This window comes from Microbacterium karelineae (assembly GCF_009745985.1).
GTDB classification, from domain to species: Bacteria; Actinomycetota; Actinomycetes; order Actinomycetales; family Microbacteriaceae; genus Microbacterium; species Microbacterium karelineae.
Window position 1 is genome coordinate 515,789 of record NZ_WFIX01000190.1, and the last position, 21,044, is coordinate 536,832.

General features: G+C 73.1%; 22 protein-coding genes. 16 read left to right on the plus strand and 6 right to left on the minus strand.

The genetic code is table 11. The features are described 5' to 3' along the window. Positions 1-47: 47 nt before the first annotated feature. Both mftG and mftR read right to left on the minus strand, forming a co-directional pair. Positions 48-1,604 carry a mycofactocin dehydrogenase MftG gene (mftG, locus tag GB932_RS15550; RefSeq protein ID WP_156761584.1) on the minus strand — a complete coding sequence of 519 codons (1,557 nt, stop codon included), beginning with the start codon at positions 1,602-1,604 and terminating at the stop codon, positions 48-50. Then, positions 1,601-2,230: a mycofactocin system transcriptional regulator MftR gene (mftR, locus tag GB932_RS15555; protein ID WP_156761585.1), complete on the minus strand. Its 630-nt coding sequence runs from the start codon at positions 2,228-2,230 to the stop codon at positions 1,601-1,603. The genes mftG and mftR overlap by 4 nt, the downstream gene beginning before the upstream one ends. A gap of 119 nt (positions 2,231-2,349) precedes the next feature. On the opposite strand from mftR, the gene mftA reads away from it, so the two are divergent. The 9 genes from mftA (at position 2,350) to mftF (ending at position 10,624) form a co-directional block, all read left to right on the plus strand. Continuing rightward, entirely contained in the window at positions 2,350-2,451 is a 102-nt protein-coding gene (gene mftA / locus GB932_RS15560; RefSeq protein ID WP_156761586.1) for a mycofactocin precursor MftA, read from the plus strand. Positions 2,452-2,462: 11 nt separating this feature from the next. Continuing rightward, entirely contained in the window at positions 2,463-2,738 is a 276-nt protein-coding gene (mftB, locus tag GB932_RS15565) for a mycofactocin biosynthesis chaperone MftB (protein ID WP_156761587.1), read from the plus strand. Continuing rightward, a complete protein-coding gene (gene mftC, locus GB932_RS15570; protein WP_156761588.1) occupies positions 2,735-3,976 on the plus strand; it encodes a mycofactocin radical SAM maturase in 1,242 nt (413 codons plus the stop codon). Before mftB ends, mftC begins: the two co-directional genes overlap by 4 nt. 97 nt (positions 3,977-4,073) lie before the next feature. Then, the gene (locus GB932_RS15575; RefSeq protein WP_156761589.1) at positions 4,074-4,940 is read left to right on the plus strand and encodes an SDR family NAD(P)-dependent oxidoreductase; all 867 of its coding nucleotides are present in this window, start codon (positions 4,074-4,076) and stop codon (positions 4,938-4,940) included. After that, positions 4,937-6,349 carry a 3-oxoacid CoA-transferase gene (locus tag GB932_RS15580; RefSeq protein WP_197517515.1) on the plus strand — a complete coding sequence of 471 codons (1,413 nt, stop codon included), beginning with the start codon at positions 4,937-4,939 and terminating at the stop codon, positions 6,347-6,349. Before GB932_RS15575 ends, GB932_RS15580 begins: the two co-directional genes overlap by 4 nt. Continuing rightward, complete coding sequence (locus GB932_RS15585) at positions 6,346-7,233, plus strand: amidohydrolase family protein (protein ID WP_156761591.1); 888 nt, start codon at positions 6,346-6,348, stop codon at positions 7,231-7,233. The genes GB932_RS15580 and GB932_RS15585 overlap by 4 nt, the downstream gene beginning before the upstream one ends. A 5-nt stretch (positions 7,234-7,238) precedes the next feature. After that, the gene (gene mftD, locus GB932_RS15590) at positions 7,239-8,492 is read left to right on the plus strand and encodes a pre-mycofactocin synthase MftD (RefSeq protein ID WP_156761592.1); all 1,254 of its coding nucleotides are present in this window, start codon (positions 7,239-7,241) and stop codon (positions 8,490-8,492) included. An 18-nt stretch (positions 8,493-8,510) separates the two neighbouring features. Continuing rightward, positions 8,511-9,191: a mycofactocin biosynthesis peptidyl-dipeptidase MftE gene (mftE, locus tag GB932_RS15595; RefSeq protein WP_156761593.1), complete on the plus strand. Its 681-nt coding sequence runs from the start codon at positions 8,511-8,513 to the stop codon at positions 9,189-9,191. Further along, positions 9,188-10,624 carry a mycofactocin biosynthesis glycosyltransferase MftF gene (gene mftF / locus GB932_RS15600; RefSeq protein ID WP_197517516.1) on the plus strand — a complete coding sequence of 479 codons (1,437 nt, stop codon included), beginning with the start codon at positions 9,188-9,190 and terminating at the stop codon, positions 10,622-10,624. The genes mftE and mftF overlap by 4 nt, the downstream gene beginning before the upstream one ends. Positions 10,625-10,639: 15 nt before the next feature. Here the strand turns inward: mftF and GB932_RS15605 are convergent, their stop codons facing one another. From GB932_RS15605 to GB932_RS15620, 4 genes are all read right to left on the minus strand, one after another. Beyond that, positions 10,640-10,879 carry a hypothetical protein gene (locus GB932_RS15605; protein ID WP_156761594.1) on the minus strand — a complete coding sequence of 80 codons (240 nt, stop codon included), beginning with the start codon at positions 10,877-10,879 and terminating at the stop codon, positions 10,640-10,642. A gap of 105 nt (positions 10,880-10,984) precedes the next feature. After that, positions 10,985-12,100: a LacI family DNA-binding transcriptional regulator gene (locus tag GB932_RS15610; protein ID WP_231916249.1), complete on the minus strand. Its 1,116-nt coding sequence runs from the start codon at positions 12,098-12,100 to the stop codon at positions 10,985-10,987. Then, on the minus strand, positions 12,097-12,315 hold the full coding sequence (locus GB932_RS15615) for a hypothetical protein (protein ID WP_156761595.1): 219 nt from the start codon (positions 12,313-12,315) through the stop codon (positions 12,097-12,099). Before GB932_RS15615 ends, GB932_RS15610 begins: the two co-directional genes overlap by 4 nt. A gap of 78 nt (positions 12,316-12,393) precedes the next feature. Then, positions 12,394-13,299 (minus strand): SDR family NAD(P)-dependent oxidoreductase, encoded by a 906-nt coding sequence (locus GB932_RS15620; protein ID WP_156761596.1) that lies wholly within the window; start codon positions 13,297-13,299, stop codon positions 12,394-12,396. 158 nt (positions 13,300-13,457) lie between these two features. Here GB932_RS15620 and GB932_RS15625 point away from each other — a divergent pair, with 158 nt between their 5' ends. The 7 genes from GB932_RS15625 to GB932_RS15655 are packed head-to-tail and all read left to right on the plus strand — an operon-like array spanning position 13,458 to position 21,022. Continuing rightward, the gene (locus GB932_RS15625) at positions 13,458-14,612 is read left to right on the plus strand and encodes an NDMA-dependent alcohol dehydrogenase (RefSeq protein ID WP_156761597.1); all 1,155 of its coding nucleotides are present in this window, start codon (positions 13,458-13,460) and stop codon (positions 14,610-14,612) included. Between the two features lie 19 nt (positions 14,613-14,631). Continuing rightward, the gene (locus tag GB932_RS15630) at positions 14,632-16,122 is read left to right on the plus strand and encodes an aldehyde dehydrogenase family protein (protein ID WP_156761598.1); all 1,491 of its coding nucleotides are present in this window, start codon (positions 14,632-14,634) and stop codon (positions 16,120-16,122) included. Between the two features lie 14 nt (positions 16,123-16,136). Next, positions 16,137-17,258 (plus strand): NDMA-dependent alcohol dehydrogenase, encoded by a 1,122-nt coding sequence (locus GB932_RS15635; RefSeq protein WP_156761599.1) that lies wholly within the window; start codon positions 16,137-16,139, stop codon positions 17,256-17,258. Between the two features lie 5 nt (positions 17,259-17,263). Then, on the plus strand, positions 17,264-17,800 hold the full coding sequence (locus GB932_RS15640; RefSeq protein ID WP_156761600.1) for a UGSC family (seleno)protein: 537 nt from the start codon (positions 17,264-17,266) through the stop codon (positions 17,798-17,800). Beyond that, positions 17,797-18,846 (plus strand): hypothetical protein, encoded by a 1,050-nt coding sequence (locus GB932_RS15645; protein WP_156761601.1) that lies wholly within the window; start codon positions 17,797-17,799, stop codon positions 18,844-18,846. The genes GB932_RS15640 and GB932_RS15645 overlap by 4 nt, the downstream gene beginning before the upstream one ends. 34 nt (positions 18,847-18,880) lie before the next feature. After that, the gene (locus tag GB932_RS15650; protein ID WP_156761602.1) at positions 18,881-19,987 is read left to right on the plus strand and encodes a zinc-dependent alcohol dehydrogenase; all 1,107 of its coding nucleotides are present in this window, start codon (positions 18,881-18,883) and stop codon (positions 19,985-19,987) included. A 30-nt stretch (positions 19,988-20,017) separates the two neighbouring features. Further along, complete coding sequence (locus tag GB932_RS15655; RefSeq protein ID WP_156761603.1) at positions 20,018-21,022, plus strand: amidohydrolase family protein; 1,005 nt, start codon at positions 20,018-20,020, stop codon at positions 21,020-21,022. The last annotated feature ends 22 nt before the right edge of the window (positions 21,023-21,044 follow it).

Sequence of the window (21,044 nt, forward strand, 5' to 3'; positions counted from 1 at the left end):
ATCGTCGTGCCGCGCGATCTCGAGTCGGGGGAGCGGGACGTGCGGGATCAGGCGGGCAGCGGCGTCACCTCCTCGGCGCGCAGGGCGCGGGCGATGATCTCGCCGACGAGCACGGCGCTCGCCGCGGGACCGCGTGTCGGGGCGACCGGCAGGAGGGAGGTGTCGGCGATGCGCAACCCGTCGATGCCGCGCACGCGCCCCGCGCCGTCGGCGACGGCGAGCCGGTCGTCGTCGGATCCCATCCGCGCGCTCCCGCAGGCGTGGACCGCCGTGCCGAGATGCGCGGCGGCCCAGCCGTCGAGCGCCGCGTCGTCGCCGAGCACGTCGTCGTCGAGGTCGAGCCATCCGCCCGAGACGCGGGAGAAGGCCCGGGTGGACGCGAGCCCGGCCGCGAGGCGCAGGCCGTCGCGCGCGGCAGCGCGGTCGGCGGCCGACGCGAGGTACCCGTACGCGATCCGCGGCGCCCCTCGCGGATCCGGCGACGCGAGGCGCACGGATCCCCGGGAGGCCGGCGACTGCAGCCCGAGCGTGAGGGGCAGCGCGTCGGGCATGCCGGATCCGGGGAACAGGGCGTCGAGCGGGCTCGTCGACAGCAGCAACTCGAGGTCGCCGTGGGGCGTGCTCGCGTGGAGCGCCGTCGTGAAGGGGGAGCCCTGCGCGACCGGGAAGGCGCCCCTGGCGCGCCACAGCAGCACGAGGTCGGGGTGATCGGAGAAGTCCGTGCCGACGCCGGGCAGGTCGGCCACGACGGGGATCCCGTGGGCGCGCAGGTGATCGGCGGGGCCGATGCCGGACAGCAGGAGGAGGTGCGGGGTGCCGAAGGCTCCCGCCGAGAGGACGACCTCGCCGGCCGAGATCTCGACCGTCTCGCCCGTGGACTCGTCGATCGCCTCGATGCCGCGCGCCCGCCCGCCGTCGGAGAGCACGCGCGTGGCGCGGAGGCCGCCCCGCACCTCGAGGTGGGGCCGGTCGAGGGCGGGCAGCAGGTACTGCATCGCCGCGCTGCGCCGCACGCCGTCCGTGACGTTGAGCGGAACGGGCCCGATGCCGGGCTCGCCCGGTGCGTTCTTGTCGGCCTCGAACGGGTGACCGAGCAGCGTCGCGGCCTCGGTGAACGCGTCGGAGAGGGGGTGATCCTGCGCGGCGCGCGCGACCGGCATCGGCCCCGCCCCGCCGTGCAGCGCGGTCTCGCCGTAGTCTCGGTCGCTCTCGAGCTCGCGCATCGCGGCGAGCGCCGCGCCCCACGACCATGCGGGTCCGCCGGCCTCCGCCCACGCGGCGAGGTCGGCCGGCCGTGGGCGCACGAAGTATCCGCCGTTGACGGCGCTGGATCCGCCGAGGATCCGCCCCCGCGCGACCGTGTAGTCGCGGCCGGGCGCGAGCTCGGCAGGGTACGACCACGCGTGCGGGGATCCGGGGAACGACGCCTCGAGCGTGCGGGCGTCGCGCGTCGCCGCGGGCAGATCGCGCACGCGGCGCGGCGCGGCGCCGGCCTCGACGAGCAGCACCCGGCGGTGCGGATCCTCGCTGAGGCGCGCGGCGAGGGCGCAGCCGGCGGATCCGCCCCCGACGACGATCACGTCGTGCGCCGCCGCGGTCGTCACGGGGCGGCGCTCCGTGCGAAGAGCCCGGCGCCGAAGGTCTCGCCCACGCGGTCGAAGCCCTCGGCGATGAGCGCCGTGAGCACGAGGGACTCGTCCGCGAGCCACGCCTCGTAGGCGGCGAGCGAGATCGCGAGGCACACGCGGCCGCTCGTCTGCGCCGCGATCGACGAGGGGTGCTCGCCTCGGCGGGCCGCCACGAACTCGGCGATCGTCTGCCGCCATTCCGCGTACTGCAGGGCGGAGTAGGCGACGAGCGTCGGGGTCTCGAGCAGCAGCCGCATGCGGCGGCGGTGATCGGGGAGGGTCTCGGCCGGGAAGTCGTTGAACGCGACGACCGTCTCGCGCAGCGCGCCGGCGAGCGGGACGTCGTCCGGGATCTCGGCGAAGCGCTCGCGCATGCGCCGCAGGAGCGCATCGAAGTCGCCCCATGGCACGTCGCTCTTGGAGCGGAAGTACCGGAAGAAGGTGCGGCGACCGATGCCCGCGGCGGCGGCGATGTCGTCGACCGTGACGGCCTCGAAGCCGCGCTCGAGCATGAGCTCGAGGCCGATGCGCCCGAGCTCGTCGCGTGAGGTGGCGGAGGCGCGACCGACCCGGCCCGCGGTGCGATTCGCGTCAGCCGACATGGAAGACCCCCTTTCTTTTCGGCACCGAGTGCCATTAGCATCGTGCGCCATACAGTAGACCGCCCTCGCGACGGTCGCAATGGATGCCGTCGACGATGGCGGCGGAGAAGGAGACGACGATGTCCCACCAGGTTCCCGAGCACACGACCGCCGACGAACCCGTCGAGGCCGACGCCCTCATCGAAGAGGTGTCGATCGACGGCATGTGCGGCGTCTACTGAGGCCGCGGATCATGTCGGCCTTCGATCCCGACCGCGCCTGGGGGCTCCATCCCCAGGTCGCGGTGCGCCCCGAGCCCTTCGGCGCGCTGCTGTACCACTTCGACACGCGCAAGCTGTCGTTCCTCAAGGACCGCACGCTGCTCGACGCCGTGCGGGCCCTCGCCGACCACCCGACCGCCCGGCAGGCGCTCGGCGCGATCGGGCTCGGCGACGCTGCCGCGACGCCGTACCTCGGCGCGCTCGGCGCGCTCGCCGACTCGCGCATGATCGTGGAGCGCGAGCGATGAGCCTCGCGGCGCCCCCGCGGCCGGGGCGGCTCGTCGACCACTTCGAGAGCGGTCTCGACGCGCCCATCTGCCTGACCTGGGAGCTCACATACGCCTGCAATCTGTCGTGCGTGCACTGCCTGTCGAGCTCCGGCAGGAGGGATCCGCGCGAGCTGACGACCGAGGAGTGCAAGGCGATCATCGACGAGCTCGAGCGCATGCAGGTGTTCTACGTGAACATCGGCGGCGGCGAGCCCACGGTGCGCAGCGACTTCTGGGAGCTCGTGGAGTATGCGACCGCGCATCGCGTCGGCGTGAAGTTCTCGACGAACGGCGTCAAGATCACGCCCGAGGTCGCACGCGACCTCGCGGCGAACTCGTACGTCGACGTGCAGATCTCCCTCGACGGCGCGACGCCCGAGGTCAACGACCACGTGCGCGGCCCCGGATCCTACGAGACGGCCCTGCGCGCGATGGCGAACCTGCGCGACGCCGGCATGGAGAACTTCAAGCTGTCGGTCGTGTGCACGCGCCAGAACATCCCGCAGCTCGACGAGTTCAAGGCGATCGCGGACCGCTACGGCGCGCAGCTGCGCCTGACGCGGCTGCGGCCGTCCGGTCGCGGCGCGGATGTGTGGGACGAACTGCACCCGACGCAGGAGCAGCAGCGCGAGCTGTACGACTGGCTCGTCGCCCACGGCGACGGCGTCCTGACCGGCGACTCGTTCTTCCACCTCTCGGCCTACGGCCAGTCGCTGCCCGGGCTGAACCTCTGCGGCGCGGGCCGCGTGGTGTGCCTGATCGACCCGGTCGGCGACGTGTACGCGTGTCCCTTCGCGATCCACGACGAGTTCCTCGCGGGCACGGTGCGCGCCCCGGGCGGATTCCAGGAGGTGTGGCGCTCGTCCGAGCTGTTCGAGCGGCTGCGCTCGCCGCAGCAGGGCGGCGCGTGCACCTCGTGCCAGTTCTTCGACACGTGCAAGGGCGGGTGCATGGCGGCGAAGTTCTTCACGGGGCTGCCCCTCGACGGGCCCGACCCGGAATGCGTGCAGGGATACGGCGAGGAGCTCCTCGCGGCCCGCGACGGCGACAAGCCGAAGCCGACCGGAGATCACTCCCACCGCACATCGCCCCCGCGCCCCCGCACGGGCATGGGCCCCGTCCGGGTCACGATCGGACGCCGCGACGACATCGCGGCACCGCCCGTCTCGGCGTGCGAGGAGAACCCCCTCGCCGGCGTCTCCCTCCCCCGGGGATGACGCGCGGCATCCCCCTTCCGCGTCGCGGAATGCGACAACCGTCGCGCACCGGGCGCCCCGAATATTGGGGGACCACCCGCAGACCTGGAGGAGGGGCATGAGCACCACCGATGACTGGGCCGCCCAGACCACGGCGGACCCGCTCGCGACGACGGAGGGCGAGCGGCTCGACGGTCGCGTCGCCCTCGTCGCGGGCGGCGGACTGAGCGGGCCGCTCGGTGGCGTCGGCTTCTCGATCGCGTGGCTGTGCGGATCCGCCGGAGCCCACGTGGCCGTCGTCGACCGGGATCAGGCCGCGGGGGTGCGCGCCGTCGCCGCCATCCGCGACGCGGGGGGCGAGGCCGAGTGGTTCTCGGCCGACGTCACCGACTCGGCCTCGGTCGAGTCGGCCGTCGACGCGGTCGTCCGGCGCTTCGGACGGATCGACCTCGTCGCCGACTCGATCGGCGGGGGCGGCGCCGTGCCCGCCCTCGAGATCGACGACGACGAGTTCGACCGGGTGATGCAGCTGAACTTCCTCTCGGCATGGCGCATCATCAAGTTCGCCCAGCGGCACATGACCGCCGGCGGATCCGTCGTGACGATCTCGTCGGGCGCGACGGAGGGCCGCGGCCCCACGATGCCGTACACGATCGCGAAGACGGCGCTCGAGAAGCTCACGGTCGGCGCCGCGTCGTCGCTCGCGCCTCGCGGGATCCGCGTGAACGGCGTGCGCGTCGGCATGATCTGGGGCGCGTTCGCGGCGCGCGGCATGACGGAGGAGCAGCGCGAGCTGCGCCGCCAGAACGTCGCGCTGCAGACCGAGGGCACCGTGTGGGACATCGCCTCTGCCGCCTTCTTCCTCCTCAGCGACCGGGCGCGATGGGTCTCGGGGCAGGTGCTGGCGGTCGACGGAGGCGGCTTCGCCATGAAGGCGAACACGGGGGCCGCGGGATCCGCGCCCGCGAGGAAGGCGGCGTCGTGAACAAGGTCTTCGATTCCGCCGCGGCGGCCGTCGCGGACATCCCCGACGGCGCCTCGATCGCCGTCTCCGGCTTCGGCATCACGCACTCGTTCCCCTCGACGCTCATCGTCGCGCTGCGCGATCACGGGGCGAAGGGGCTCGAGGTCTTCTGCAACGGCCTCGGCGCCTCCGGGCACCCGACGGCGCAGATCCTCGCCGAGAACCACCAGATCTCGCGGCTCGTCGCGAGCTTCTCGGCACGGCCCGGACCGATCACGCCCGCCGAGGAGCAGATCCTCGCGGGAGAGATCGAGTTCGAGGTCGTGCCGCAGGGCACGCTCGTCGAGCGGATGCGCGCGGGCGGCGCCGGGATCCCGGCGTTCTACACGCCCGTCGGCGTCGGGACGGCCGTCGCCGAGGACAAGCCGATGGGCGAGTTCGACGGATCCGCCTATGTCCTCGAGCGCGGCATCACGACCGACTACGCGCTCCTCCGCGCGCACCGCGCCGACCGCGCGGGGAATCTGCAGTTCCGGGGCGGCAGCCGCAACTTCAACGACAGCTTCGCGAAGGCGGCGCGCGTCGCGATCGTCGAGGTGGACGAGATCGTCGAGGTCGGCGAGCTGAGGCCGGATGACATCGACCTGCCCGGCGTGTGGGTCTCGCGCATCGTGCGCTCGACCGTGCGCGTGGATCCCGCGAAGCTTCCCCGGAAGGCCGAGCGCGGGGGCGACAGCCGCCGCGAATACGCGGGCAAGCCCGCGCTCAGCCGCGCCGAGATCGGCCGCCGCGCCGCCGCCGAGATCCCCGATGGCGGGATCGTGAACCTCGGCGCGGGCCTGCCGAACCAGATCGCGACGTGGATCGGCGGCCGCGGCGTCACGCTGCACGCCGAGAACGGGATCCTCGGATACGGCGGCTTCGTCGACATCGACAGCGCGGATCCGGATCTGCACGACGCGGGCGGGAACTTCATCGATCTGCACGACGGCGCGAGCTTCTTCGACTCCGTGTCGTCGTTCGAGATCGCCCGCGGCAAGCGGCTCGACGCCGTCGTGCTCGGCGCGTACCAGGTCGACGCGGCGGGCGACCTCGCGAACTGGGCCCAGCCGGGCCGGCCCGGCGGCGGCATCGGCGGGGCCATGGACCTCGCCGTCGGGGCGCGCTCGGTCATCATCACGATGGAGCACGTCGACAGCAGGGGGCGCCCGAAGCTCGTCGAGAGGGCCGAGTACCCGATCACCGCACCCGGCTGCGTCGACCTGATCGTCACCGACCTGGCGCTGCTGCGCCGCGACCGCGAGTCGGCCGACGGCGGCTTCGTGCTCGAGGAGATCGCGGCGGGGTTCACGGTCGACGAGGTGCTCGAGATGACCGACATGACGGTGCGCGTGCCGCGCGCCCCGCGAGTGATGCAGGAGAACTGGTGAGCGCACTGGCCGACGACGTCGTCGCGATCGACTTCCACACCCACGTGCAGCGGTCGGCCCGCACGGGCCCGACCGCTGCCGCGTCCGACGACGCGGAGGCGATGGCGGCCTACTTCGGGACCGACGCGCTCACCCCCACCGTGCATGACCTCGCGGACGAGTATCGCGCGCGGAACATGATGTGCGTCGCCTTCTCGGTCGACACGGGGTGGGCGACGGGCGACGAGCCCGGCGTGACGAACGACGAGGTGATCGAGCTCGCGCAGGAGCACGCCGACGTCGTCATCCCCTTCGCGACGGTGGACCCGCACGGCGGGAGGCGCGCGGCGCGCGAGGCGACGCGCCTCGCCGAGAAGGGCGCGCGGGGGTTCAAGTTCCACCCGAGCGCGCAGGAGTTCGACCCGGGCGACCGCGGCGTGTACCCGATCTACGAGGCGATCGCGGAGGCGGGCGCCATCGCCCTGTTCCACAGCGGCCACACGGGGGCGGGCGCCGGAACGCCGGGCGGCGGGGGGATCCGCCTGAAGTACGGCAACCCGATGCTCGTCGACGACGTCGCGGTCGACTTCCCGACGCTGCCGATCGTGCTCGCGCACCCGTCGTTCCCCTGGCAGGACGAGGCCCTGTCGATGGCGCTGCACAAGCCGACCGTGCACATCGACCTGTCGGGATGGGCGCCGAAGTACTTTCCGCCGAATCTCGTGCAGTATGCGCGCACCCTGCTCAAGGACAAGATGCTGTTCGGCACCGACTATCCCGTCATCACGGCGGATCGATGGATGCGCGACTTCGACCAGCTGGGTTTCGACGACGACGTGCGCCGGCGGATCCTGAGGGACAACGCGGCGAGGCTGCTCGGCTGGGCGAGCCGCGGAGAGGAGTGAGGATCATGGCGAACGGATGGTTCGAGACGGTCGCCGAGGCGCAGCGCCGGGCGAAGCGGCGGCTGCCTGCCTCGGTGTACGGCGCCCTCGTCGCGGGGAGCGAGCGCGGCGCGACGATCGAGGGCAACCAGGACGCGTTCGCGCGGCTCGGCTTCGCGCCGCGCATCGCGGGCCATCATGCCGAGCGCGACCTCTCGACGACGATCCTCGGCGTCGACGCGGCGTTCCCCGTCGTCATCTCGCCCACGGGCGTGCAGGCGGTGCATCCGGAGGGCGAGGTCGCGGTGGCGCGCGCCGCGGCGGCACGGGGGATCCCCATGGGGCTCAGCTCGTTCGCCTCGAAGGCGGTCGAGGACGTCGTCGCCGCGAACGAGAGCACGTTCTTCCAGCTGTACTGGTCGGGCACGCGCGACGTCATGGTCCAGCGCATGGAGCGCGCGAAGGCGGCCGGTGCGAAGGCGCTCATCGCCACGCTCGACTGGTCGTTCTCGAACGGGCGCGACTGGGGCAGCCCGTGGATCCCCGAGCGCCTCACGTGGCGGGCCGCGCTGCGCTTCGCGCCCCAGGCCCTCGCCCGCCCCGGCTGGCTCGCGGCCTTCGCGAAGACGGGGCACATCCCCGACCTCACGGCGCCGAACCTGCAGCCGCCCGGCGGCGAGGCGCCCACGTTCTTCGGCGCGTACGGCGAGTGGATGTCGACGGCCCCGCCGACCTGGGAGGACATCGCGTGGCTGCGCGAGGAGTGGGGAGGCCCGTTCCTGCTGAAGGGGATCTCGCGCCTCGACGACGCGCGGCGCGCGGTCGACGCCGGCGTCACGGCGATCTCCGTCTCGAACCACGGCGGCAACAACCTCGACACGACGCCGCCGACGATCCGGCTCCTGCCCGGCATCGCCGACGCCGTGGGGAGCGAGATCGAGGTGCTGCTCGACGGCGGCGTGCGCCGCGGCGGCGACGTCGCCAAGGCCCTCGCCCTCGGCGCGTGCGCCGTGCTCATCGGCCGCGCCTCCCTCTGGGGCCTCGCGGCGAACGGGCAGGCCGGAGTCGAGAACGTGCTCGACATCCTGCGCGGCGGGCTCGACTCGGCCGTGCTCGGCACGGGGCGCGGATCCGCGCACGACCTCGACGCGAGCGACCTGCACGTCCCCGACGGCTTCGCGATCGAGCTGGGCGCGGCGGGGGCGCGTCGATCGCGCGTGGATCCCGCCGCCGACGAACCGGCCGACGACGAGGCGCCCGTTCCGGTCGGGAGCGCCTGACGTGCCACACTCGGCACCATGACGGATCTGGGGCGCCGCGCCTGGCCCGACGTGGACTGCGCCGTGGTGCTGCTGCCCGTCGGCTCGCTCGAGCAGCACGGGCCGCATCTCCCGCTCGACACCGACACGCGCATCGCGGTCGCCGTGGCCGACGGGGTCGCGGCCGCGGTCGGCGACGCCGTCGTCGCGCCCCCGCTCGCGTACGGCTCCTCGGGCGAGCATGAGGGCTTCCCGGGGACGGTCTCGATCGGGCGCGAGGCGCTCGCGGCGGTGCTCGTGGAGGCCGGCCGCTCGGCCTCGTCGTGGGCGCGCCGGCTGGTGTTCGTGAACGGCCACGGCGGCAACGTCGACGTCGTGCGCGACGCCGTCCGGCTGCTGGCGGACGAGGGGCGCGACGCCAGCTGGATCCCGTGCGCCCCGGGCGCCGGATGGGAGATCGACGCGCACGCGGGCCGCGCCGAGACGTCCCTCCTGCTCCACCTCGCCCCCGAGACGGTGCGCCTCGACCGGGCCGAGCCGGGGGAGACGGCCCCGATCGGCGAGATCCTGCCGCGGCTCGTCGCGGGCGGCGTGCGCGCCGTGTCGGCCAACGGCGTGCTGGGCGACCCCTCGGGGGCCACTGCCGAGGAGGGCGGGCGCCTGCTCGCCGCGATGGTCGGCGCGGGGCTCGCGCGTCTCGACGCCGGGATCCGGCCGTGACGTCGCACCAGGAGCGCGCCCTGCCCGACGGCGCCGTCGTGCGGCTCGCGCGCCGCACGCGCGTGATCGACGGCGGTGCCGCCCTCATCGGGGGTGCGCCGCCCCGCGTCTCCCGCCTGGCTCCCGCCGCGCGGCGCCTGATCCGCGACCGCGCCATCAGCGTCACCGGCCGCGCCGGTCGTGCGCTCGCGGCGCGGCTCGTCGAGGCCGGCCAGGCGGATCCGGATCCCGCGACCCTGCCCGAGGGCGACCCGCGCGACGTCACCGTCGTCGTGCCCGCCTTCGGCCGATCCCGGCAGCTCGGCCGCCTCCTGGACAGCGTGCGCGACGACCTCGGCGACACGCGGATCATCGTCGTCGACGACGGATCCGCCCCCGCGGACGCCGCGCGCATCGCCCGCGCGGCCTGCGCGCGCGACGCCGAGCTCGTCGTGCTCCCCGAGAACCGCGGGCCCGCCGATGCGCGCAATGCGGGCCTGGCGCTCGTGAGGACCTCGTTCGTGCTCTTCGTCGACACCGACGTCGTGCTGCGGCGCGGATCCGTGCGCCTCCTGCTGCGGCACTTCGCGGATCCGCGGCTGGCCGTCGCGGCCCCGCGTGTCGTCGGCCTCGAGGGGCCGCGACCGAGCTGGGTGCTGCGCTATGAGACCGATCGCTCATCGCTCGACCACGGCGGGGATCCGTCCCTCGTGCGCCCGCATTCGCCCACCGCGTGGGTGTCGACGACGTGCGTGCTCGCCCGCGTCGCGGCGCTCGCGGACGGCTTCGGCACGGGCATGCGCGTCGCGGAGGACGTCGACCTGGTGTGGCGTCTCGTCGAACGGGGCTGGCGGGTGCGCTACGAGCCGCGCGCCGCGGTCGAACACGAGCATCGCGCGAGCGTGCGCCGCTGGCTCGCCCGCAAGTTCGTCTACGGCACGGGGGCGGGAGCGCTCGCGCACCGCCACGGACCGCTCGCCGCACCCGCGGTGCTCGCGCCGTGGGCGGTCGGCGTGCTCCTCGCGCTGGGCGCGCAGCGGAGCTGGTCGCTGCCGGTCGCCGCGGCGATCGCGGCCGTCGCGGCCGGGCGCATCGCGCACCGGATCCGCGGCGTGCGGCACCCCGGGCGCGTCGCGGCGCGCCTCACCGCGGAGGGCACGAGCGCCGCGCTCTCGCAGGGATCCGCCCTCGTCGTGCGCCACTGGTGGCCGGCCTTCGCGGTCGCGGGCCTGTTCTCGCGCCGCGCGCGCCGCCTCATCGTCGTGTCGGCGATCGCGGACGCCGCCGTCGAGTACGCGCGGCTGCGCCCGCGGCTGGATCCGCTGCGCTTCCTCGTCGCGCGCCGCCTCGACGACCTCGCCTACGGCGCGGGCGTCTGGTGGGGCGCACTGCGCGACCGCTCGCCGCGCGCCCTCGCGCCGTATGTCTCGTCGCGGCCGGCGCGCGGGCGCTGAGGCGCGATGCGGGCCTCACTCGCCCGCATGGACCTCGACGGGGTAGGTCATCTCGATGCGCTCGGGGGCGACGCCCAGCATGGGCGACAGCATCCGCTTCATGAGCTCCTTCGGCACGAGGCACTCCGCGCAGGCGTCGGGCCCGGCCGTGATCGTCGCGGACGCGGCGTCGCCGTCGACCGCGACGTCGAGGTGGTAGTCGTCGGCCTCCAGCGACTGGCGCAGGCCCTGGATCAGCGACTCATCGATCGACATCTTCGCTCCTTCGCGTGGGCGGCGGGGCCGCCGCCGATGCCCCGACGATAGGCGTCCCGCCGTGCCCGGAGGCGCCGCTCTGCCACCTGGTGGAAGGCCAGGGCGTCAGCGCGTACGCGGGGCCGTCGTCGTCTCGCGGACGACGAGCGTCGTCGGCAGGGGGTCGATCCGCGGCACCGCCTCGCCGCGCAGCTGCGCGAGCAGGAGGTCGGCGGCGAGCTCGCCCTTGCGCACCACGTCCTGGTGCACCGTCGTGAGGCGGGGGCGCACGCGCTCGGCGATCGGGTTGTCGTCGAATCCGATGACCGACAGCTCGCTCGGCACGTCGATCCCGCGCGCCTGCGCCTGCTCGATCACCTCCATCGCGGCGAGGTCCGAGTACGCGAGGACGGCCGTGGGTGCGCTGTCGAGCATGCGCCCGATGCGCCTGGTGAGCGTCGTGTCGAGGTCCGGACCGGGCGTGCCGACGTACCGCGGGTCGACGCCGGCGGCGCGCAGGGCCGATTCCCATCCCTCGATGCGCCGCTCCATGGGTGCGTGCGGCGTGTCCGGTGCCGCGGGTAGCGTCTCGTCGTCGGCGTCGACGCCCGTGACGATGAGCGCGATGTCGCGATGGCCGAGGTCGAGGAGGTGGCGCGCGGCCTCCGCGGCCCCCGCCGCGTCGTCGAGCGAGACATCGGCGACGCCCGCGACGGGGAGCCCCTCGACGCGGACGATCGGCAGCCTGCGGCGCAGCAGGTGCTGCACGGCCTCGCTCTGCGGCGTGCAGGCGTAGACGATGGTGCCGTCCATCGCGACGTCGCGCGCCGGGATGTTGTCGCCCGAGCCGCTGTGCAGCAGCGCGAGCGAGTAGCCCGCCTCGGCGAGCCGCTCCGTCGCGGCGCGGACGAAGCCGATCGCGACGTCGTCGCGGAAGGCGTCGCGGGGGTCCTCCGTGAGGACCATGCCGACGACGTTCGTGCGCCCCCGCACGAGGGCGCGGGCCGATGGATCCGGCCCGGCGTATTCGAGCCGGCGAGCGGTGTCGAGGATCTTCTCGCGCAGCTCGGACGAGAGCTGGTCGGGGCGCGAGAACGCGTTGGACACGGTCATCCTGCTCACGCCGACCTCGTCGGCGATCGTCTGCAGGGTCACGCGTGCCAGGGGAGCCTCCTCGTCGGGGTGCTCCCATTCTGTCGGATCCGCGGGCCCGCGCGTCGCGCCGGCGGGCGGCGAGGTCACGTCGCGTCGGCGGGCCGCGGCGCGGGGGCGCCGGCCGCGGTGCGCGGTTCGAGGGCCTGGGCGACGCGTTTCAGCGCCCACGCGATCCCCCGCAGCGCCCGGGCGATCGCCCGGCGTGTGCGCGGCATCCGCTCGCGACGGGGTGGGCGCGGCGGCAGCTCCCAGGCCTCCTGGTAGGCGAGCTGTGTGACCGCGGTGACCATGAAGGGATCCATGACATTCTCCTTTACCGGTACAGACTGTATCGGTAAAGATACGCGCCCCGCGCCGAGAGCGCAAGGCGCGCGATCCGCTCACCCGCCGTGGCGGGGCGATGGCCTCTCCTGCTCGGCGCGGTAGGCGGTCGCGTCCGTGAGGAAGGGGATCGCCCGGGCGCGGACCTCGTCGATCGGCTCGTCGGGGAACGCGTTCTCGATCGCCGCGTGCCGCTGCGCGACGCCGTCGGCGAACTCGGGGTGCGTGAGGATGAACATGTCGCCGCGGCGCACGCCCTCGAGGACGCGCTCGCCCGCCTCGCGCGCGCTCATATACGGCTGCGCGAGATCGGCGCCCGGACGCGATACGTCGGGCGGCGGATAGCCCGACTCGCCGTACCGCGCGGGGCGCCGCGCCGTGCCCGCGCCGATGTTGCTGTGCACGGGGCCGGGGCAGTAGGCGGAGACGCCGATGCCCTGCGGCGCGAGCTCGATGCTCATCGCCTCGCTCAGGGCGATGATCGCGGCCTTCGTCATCGAGTACAGCCCCGCGACGATCGGCATGAGGCCGCCCATCGACGCCGTGTTCACGATGTGTCCGCCCTCGCCGTGCTCCTGGATCCGGGGGAGGAACGCGAGGATCCCATTGCCGACGCCGCGCACATTGACGTCGAGCAGCCAGTCCCAGTCGTCCGGCGTCGCGGTCGCCACGGGCCCCGTGAGGCCGATCCCCGCGTTGTTGACGAGCACGTCCACGCGCCCGTGGCGCGCTGCGACGTCGTCCGCGAGGCGGCGCATCGCCTCGCGATCGGTGACGTCGACCGTGTGCGCGTCGACCTCGAGCCCCTCGGCGGCGAACTCCTCGCGCGTGGAGGCGATGTGCTCGGCCCGGCGGCCCGTGACGACGGCCCGGGCGCCGGCCCGCGCGAACGCGAGCGCGATGCCCCGCCCGATGCCGCTCGTCCCGCCCGTGACCACGACGACCTTCCCCATGACATCTCTCATACGGGCATCCGATCGCGGCGGCGGGCGCCGGCCCAGTTGTCTTCCGCGAGGCAGAAGATGCGTGTCCGTTCGCCGGGAGCCGATCCACCGTGGACTCAGCACGCGAGGGAGCGGCACCGGAGGACGCGTGCCACCGGACAACGAGCGGAGAAGGTTCTATGAGCATCACTGCAGAGGCGCCCGCGACGGCCTCAGAGGAGCTGACGGCGGTCACCACCCGCGCGGCCGTGTGCCGCGCCCCGGGCGAACCGTGGGAGGTGACCGAGCTCACGCTCGACCCGCCCCGCGCGAACGAGGTGCGCGTGCGCATCGTCGCGGCGGGGATGTGCCACTCGGACGACCACATCCAGAAGGGCGACGCCCCCATGCGCATGCCCGTCGTGGGCGGGCACGAGGGCGCCGGCATCGTCGATGCGGTCGGGCCGGGGGTGACGCGCACGAAGGTCGGCGACCACGTCGTGTTCTCGTTCATCCCCGCGTGCGGCACGTGCCGCTACTGCTCGACGGGGCACCAGAATCTCTGCGACGAGGGCAAGAACGCGGCGACAGGCGAGTTCCCCGACGGCACCTTCCGCTTCCACCAGGACGGCGAGGACTTCGGCGGGCTGTGCGTTCTCGGGACCTTCTCCGAGCGCACCGTCGTCTCCGAGTACTCGGTCATCCCGATTCCGAAGGAGATCCCGTTCGAGGTCGCATGCCTCGTCGGCTGCGGCGTGCCGACGGGATGGGGATCCGCGGTGCACGCCGCGGGCGTGCGCGCCGGCCAGACGGTCGTGATCTACGGATCCGGCGGCGTCGGCAGCAACGCCGTCCAGGGTGCCGCGCTCGCGGGCGCCGAGCGTGTGATCGTCGTCGACCCCGTCGAGTTCAAGCGCGACATGGCGAAGGTCTTCGGCGCGACGCACACCTTCGCAACCGCGGAGGAGGCGCAGGCCTTCATCGTCGATGCGACGTGGGGCGAGCTCGCCGACCACGCGATCATCACGGTCGGCAGCCTGCACGACGAGGTCATCGCGAGCGCCATCGCCGCGGTCGGCAAGACGGGGCAGGTCACGATCACGGCCGTCGGCAACGGCTGGATCGACGAGAACCCCGGCGCCCTCATCGGGTTCCAGCGGCGCATCCAGGGCGCGATCTTCGGCGGCTGCAACCCGCTGTTCGACGTCCCGCGCCTGCTGGGCCTCTACCAGGCGGGGAAGCTCAAGCTCGATGAGCTCGTCACCCGCACCTATGCGCTGGAGGACGTCAACCAGGGCTACCAGGACATGCTCGACGGCAAGAACATCCGCGGCGTCATCAGGATCGCGCAGTAGGTGAAGGGAACGCACCATCATGACCATCACGACAGAACTGCAGGACGTCGTCGCCGAGTCGCTCGTCGTCGACGGCGCCCAGCTCATCGACGGCGAGTGGGTGCCCTCGCACACGGGGCGCACGATCGACGTCATCAACCCCGCGAACCGCGCGCTCATCGCGCGCGTTCCCGAGAGCGATGCCGAGGATGTCGAACACGCCGTGCAGGCGGCCGAGCGGGCGTTCCCCGCCTGGCGCGACCTCAACGCGACGGCGCGCGGAGCGCTCATCTTCCGATGGGCCGACCTCATCGAGCAGAACGGGGCGGCCATCGACAGCCTCGAGTCGCAGGAGGTGGGTCGCCCGAGCTGGGGGCCGCCGCCCATGGCCGCGCAGCTGCGCTTCATCGCCGGCCAGGCCGACAAGGTGCAGGGCGTCTCGCTGCCGACCTACTCGCCCGACACCGTCGGGTACACGCTCCGCGAGCCGTACGGCGTCGTCGGCGCGGTCATCCCGTGGAACGCACCCGGCCCGATGTTCGCGACCGAGGTCGGATCCGCGATCGCCGCCGGCAACACGATCGTGCTCAAGCCCGCCGAGGACGCGCCGCTCACCCCCCTCGCCCTCGCGAAGCTCGCGCTCGACGCCGGGATCCCCGCGGGCGTCGTCAACGTCGTCACCGGTTACGGCGCGGAGGCGGGTGCCGCGATTCCCGCGCACCCGCGGATCCGCCGCGTCGGCTTCACGGGCTCGCCCCAGACGGGCCGCTCGATCATGGAGGCCTGCGCGAAGAACCTCACGCCGCTGCACCTCGAGCTCGGCGGCAAGTCGCCGCAGGTGATCTTCGACGACGCCGACCTCGATACGGCGATCCCGGCGATCGCCGCGGGCATCACGCTCAACACGGGCCAGATCTGCGCCGCCGGCTCGCGCGTCGTCGTCGACCGCCGCGTCCACGCCGAGGTCGTCGACCGCCTCGCGGCCGCGATGCAGAAGGTGACCGTCGGGCCGTGGCATCAGCAGGTGAACATGGGGCCGCTCATCAACGCCAGGCAGCACGAGCGGGTCTGCGGCTACATCGACATCGGCCGCGAGCAGGGAGCGACGATCGTCACGGGCGGCGGGCGCCCGGCGGGCGCCGACTTCGCCGACGGCTGGTTCGTCGAGCCGACGCTCTTCGACGGTGTGACCCCCGATATGCGCATCGCCCAGGAGGAGATCTTCGGGCCCGTGCTGTCGGTGATCCCCGTCGACGACGAGGCGCAGGCGATCGAGGTGGCCAACGGCGTCGACTACGGCCTCGTCGCGTCCGTGTGGACGCAGAGCGTCGGTCGCGCCGTGCGGATGACGCGCGCGCTGCAGGCCGGCCAGGTCGGCGTCAACAACGCGCTGGGCGCCGGCGTCATCGGCGCCCCGTTCGGCGGATACAAGAACAGCGGCTTCGGCCGCACGATGGGCGCCGACTCGGTGCTCGACTGGACCCAGGTCAAGACGGTCTCGATGCGGGAAGCGCCGCTGCCGCGGTTCTGAGAAAGGGCACCACCATGGCAACCATCACGACAACCGCGGCCGTCGCCCACGAGGCGCACACGGGCTGGCAGCTCACGGAGCTGCAGCTCGACGACCCCCAGGAGCACGAGGTCCGGATCAGGTTCGCGGCGAGCGGGCTGTGCCACTCGGACGACCACATCACCCACGGCGACGCGCCCGTGCGCATGCCGATCGTCGGCGGACACGAGGGCGCGGGCGTCGTCGAGTCGGTCGGACCGAACGTCACGCGGGTCAAGCCGGGGGACCGCGTCGTCTGCTCGTACATCCCGGCCTGCGGATCCTGCCGGCCGTGCTCCCTCGGGCATCAGAACATGTGCGTCAAGGGCCTGAACGCCGGCACGGGCATGTTCCTCGACGGCACCTATCGCTTCCACAAGGACGGCGAGGACTACGGCGGGTTCTGCTCGCTCGGCACGTTCTCGCAGTACGCGGTCGTCTCCGAATGGGCGACCGTGCCGATCCCCGATGACATCCCGTTCGAGGTGGCGTGCCTCGTCGGCTGCGGCGTCCCGACAGGGTGGGGATCCGCGGTCTACGCCGCCGGGGTGACGGCGGGCGACACGGTCGTGATCTTCGGCGCCGGCGGCGTCGGCAGCAACGCCGTGCAGGGCGCCAGGTACGCCGGCGCGAAGACGGTCGTCGTGATCGACCCTGTCGCGTTCAAGCGCGACAACGCGCTGTCCCTCGGCGCGACGCATGCCTTCGCAGACCCCGACGAGGCGCACGAGTTCGTCGTCGCCGAGACGTGGGGGCAGCTCGCCGATCACGCGATCATGACGCCGGACGCCGTCACGGAGGAGATGGTCAACCGCGCCGTGCTCATGACGGGCAAGGGCGGCAAGACCACGATCACGGCCGTCGGGCACATCGACGAGAGGGCCGTGCACGTGCACGCGGGGCTCCTCATCAGCTATCAGCGCCAGATCCGCGGCGCGCTCTTCGGCGACTGCAACCCGCTCTACGACATCCCCAAGATGTTCGGCCTGTACCGCGCGGGTGATCTGAAGATCAAGGAGCTCATCACGAACACCTACCGGCTCGACCAGGTGAACGAGGCCTACGACGATCTGCACGCCGGGAAGAACATCCGCAGCGTCATCCTGCACGAGGAGTGATCCGCATGGTGAACCCGATCCTGGACCCCACGGGCGGATCCGTCGAGAAGGCCACGGGCGGGCTCGCGGCCCGGCGCCCGCTCGCGGGGGCGCGCGTCGGACTGCTCGACAACACGAAGCACAACGCGATGGCCTTCCTGCAGGAGGTCGGCCGGCTGCTCGTGGACGAGGTCGGCGCGCAGGGGGTGTCGATCGTCGAGACGAAGGCGAGCTTCTCGGTGCCGGTCGACGAGGAGATCGTCGACCGGTACCGCGGGGCGGCGGACGTCGTGATCACGGGCATCGGCGACTGCGGATCCTGCAGCGCCGCGGCCGTGGCCGACGGGATCCAGTTCGAGAAGGCCGGCATCCCCGCCGCCGTCGTCCTCACGGACGCGTTCACGACGACGGGCCGCACGATGGCGGGCGTGCACGGGAACCCCACCTATGAGTGGATCACGACGGCGCACCCGGTCGCGGTGCTCGAGGAGGACGAGGTCCGCGCCCGCGCCCGCACCCTCCTGCCGGAGATCGTGCGCACCCTCGAGGGAGCGACGGCGTGACGGCCCCCGATCCGGACGTCGCGCAGGAGGCGATCGAGTTCGCCTACGCGCAGGGCTGGTCCGACGGACTGCCGCTCGTGCCGGTGAGCCAGCCGCTTCTCGACCGATTCCTCGCCGAGACGACACGCGACCCGGGCGAGGTGATCGGGCACATGCCGCAGGTCGATCGCGAGGTGACCGTGACCACCGCCGCCGTCAACGCCGCCATGGCGGGCTGCGAACCGGCGTACCTCCCGATCGTGCTCGCCGCGTGGGACGCCCTCATGCGAGAGCGCGCCGCGAAGGGCGGCGGCTGGCAGTCGACGAGCGGTCCCGCGCCCCTCATCATCGTCAACGGCGCCGTGCGCGAGCGCATCGGCCTCAACAGCACGGGCGGGATCTTCGGCCCGGGCTTTCGCGCCAACGCGACGATCCCGCGCGCCATCGGCCTCATCGTGCGCAACGCCTTCGGCGTGCGCCCGCACGAACTCGAGCAGGCGACGCAGGGGATCCCCGGGCGATGGTCGCTCTGCTTCGGCGAGAACGAGGAGGACAGCCCGTGGGCGCCCCTCGCGGAGGAGCTCGGCACACCCGGCGACGCCGTCACGACGACGCTCCTGCGGACAAGCGAGTTCGTCGACAACCGGCACACGCAGGACGCGGAGCAGCTGCTCGGAGACTTCGCCGACACGATCGGCCGGACGGGGCCGTGGATCTTCCGCCACGCGCAGGTCGGCCTCGTGCTGTGCCCCGAGCACGCCGAGCGCCTCGCGGGCGCCGGCTTCGATCGGCGCGCGATCCGCGAGTGGCTCGCCGAGCGCTCGGGCCGCACGACGGCGCAGCTTGCGCTCGCGGGCAAGGACCACGCCGACGGCGGTGTGCGGTTCCCCTCCGGCGACGGCGATCCGGACGCGTTCCAGTGCACGATCGCCGACCCGGACAGCATGCTCATCGCCGTCGCGGGCTCCCGTACCGCGGGCATCTCGATGGTCGTGCGGTACTTCGCCGACTGGTCCGGCGGATCCGTGCCGGTCGAGCCCCCTGTCGCCGTCGCGGCTTCCCGCTGACGGCTCGATACGACGACGAACGAGGAGAGAGTCGATGACGCAGATGGTGCGCGCGGCCGTGCAGACGGGACCGCGGAGAATCGAGATGCGGGAGTTCCCGCGCCCGCAGATCGGGCCCGACGACGGCCTGCTGCGTGTGGAGGCGAACGGCATCTGCGGGAGCGACGTCGAGATCTACCGCGGCCACATCGGCGCGCCCGATCGGGGGCCGTTCATCCCCGGGCACGAGCCGATGGGCATCGTCGAGGAGATCGGCGATCGTGCCGCCGAGCGCTGGGGCGTCGCGGCGGGAGACCGCGTCGCCCTCGAGGTCATCGTGCCGTGCCGCGCCTGCGGCGACTGCCTGACCGGCCGCTACCAGGCGTGCCGCTTCCGCAGATACGGCCACGGCGTGACGGGCATCGAGGTCGAGCCCACCCTCTGGGGCGGGTTCGCCGAACGCATGTACCTCTCGCCGACCTCGGTGATGCACCGCGTCTCGAACGACCTCCCCGTCGAGGTCGCCGCCATGTACAACCCGCTCGGGGCGGGCGTGCGGTGGGCCGCGCAGCTCGGCGAGATCGGCCTCGGCGAGACGGTCGTCATCCTCGGATCCGGACAGCGGGGCATCTGCGCGGCGGCCGCGGCGAAGGCGGCGGGCGCCGGGACGGTCATCATGACGGGGCTTGCGAGCGACGGGCACAAGCTCGAGCTCGCGCGGGAGTTCGGCGCCGACCACACCGTCGTCGTCGACGGCGACGACGGTCGCGAGATCGTCGACGTCGTCTCCGAGCTGACGAACGGCCGGATGGCGGATCTCGCCCTCGACCTCACGCCCATGGCGGCCGGGCCCGTGACCGATGCGATGCACGCGGTGCGCCACGGCGGGACGGTCGTGCTCGCCGGGCTCAAGGGCGGACGGGAGATCCCTCTGGTCACCGACCACATCATCAACCGCGCTCTCACCGTCAAGGGCGCGTTCGGCGTCGACGCCGGCGCGAACGAGAAGGCGATCGCGCTGCTCGAGTCGGGTCGGTACCCGTTCGAGAAGCTGCACACCCACACGTTCGGGCTCGACGAGGTCGGTCTCGCGATCGACACCCTCTCGGGTGAGGCGGGCGACGGATCCGCCGTGCACGTCTCCGTGCACCCCGACGCCTGATCCGCCCCGACACCTGCCGAAGGAGCCACCGTGATCGTCGACGCCCACACCCATTTCCTGCCGTCCGGCTACCCGGATGACGCCCCGTCATGCTTCCCGCGCATGGATCCCATCGACGGATCGGACGACCTGCTGCTCGTCTTCGACCAGATGCGCTTCCCTGCGAAGCAGGTGTTCTTCGAGGCGGAGAAGCGCATCGAGGCGCAGGAGGCGTCCGGCACCTCGGCGGAGGTCGTCAGCCCCATGCCGCCTCTGCTGCGATACGACCTCCCGGCCGCCGACGGGCTCGCGCTCGCGCGACACGTCAACGACTTCGCCGCGGCGCTGTCCTCACACGACCCCGAGAGGATCATCGCGCTCGGAATGGTGCCGATGCAGGATCCCGAGGCGGCCGCGGGCGAGCTGCGGGCGATCAGGGACCGCGGGCTCGCGGGGGTGGAGATCGCATCGAACATCCTCGGCAGATCGATCGGCGACGCGCGCTTCCTGCCGTTCTTCCAGGAGGCGGAGCGGCTGGGCCTCGCCGTGTTCGTGCACGCGATGCCCTCGCCGATCGACCGCCTGCCGGCGAGCGCCACGGGCACGTACGTCGTCGGCATCGAGGGCATGTACGCGGCGGCGTCGCTCATCCTCGGCGGCACCGCCGCCGCCTGCCCCGATCTGCGGCTGTCGTTCAGCCACGCGGCGGGCGGATTCGCGATGTCGCTGCCGCGGGCGAACTACTTCTGGGGCGGGTCGTGGAACGAGGAGCCGCGCGACCTGGAGCGCGCCGTGATGCCCGACGACGGGCCGTCGCCGCTCGAGTACGCGCGGCGCTTCTACTACGACTCGATGGTGTTCGACCGGCGGGCCATCCGCTATCTCGTCGACCTCCTCGGCGCGGACCGGCTGCTCATCGGATCCGACTTCCCCGCGATGCTGCGCGAGGAGCCGATCGCCCGCACGCTGCGCACCGTCGGCCTCAGCGATGACGAGTGGCGCGACGTCGCCGCGCGCAACGCCTTCCGCTGGCTCGGGATCCCCGAACGCGCCTGAGCGCCGGTGTCTCCCGCCGGAC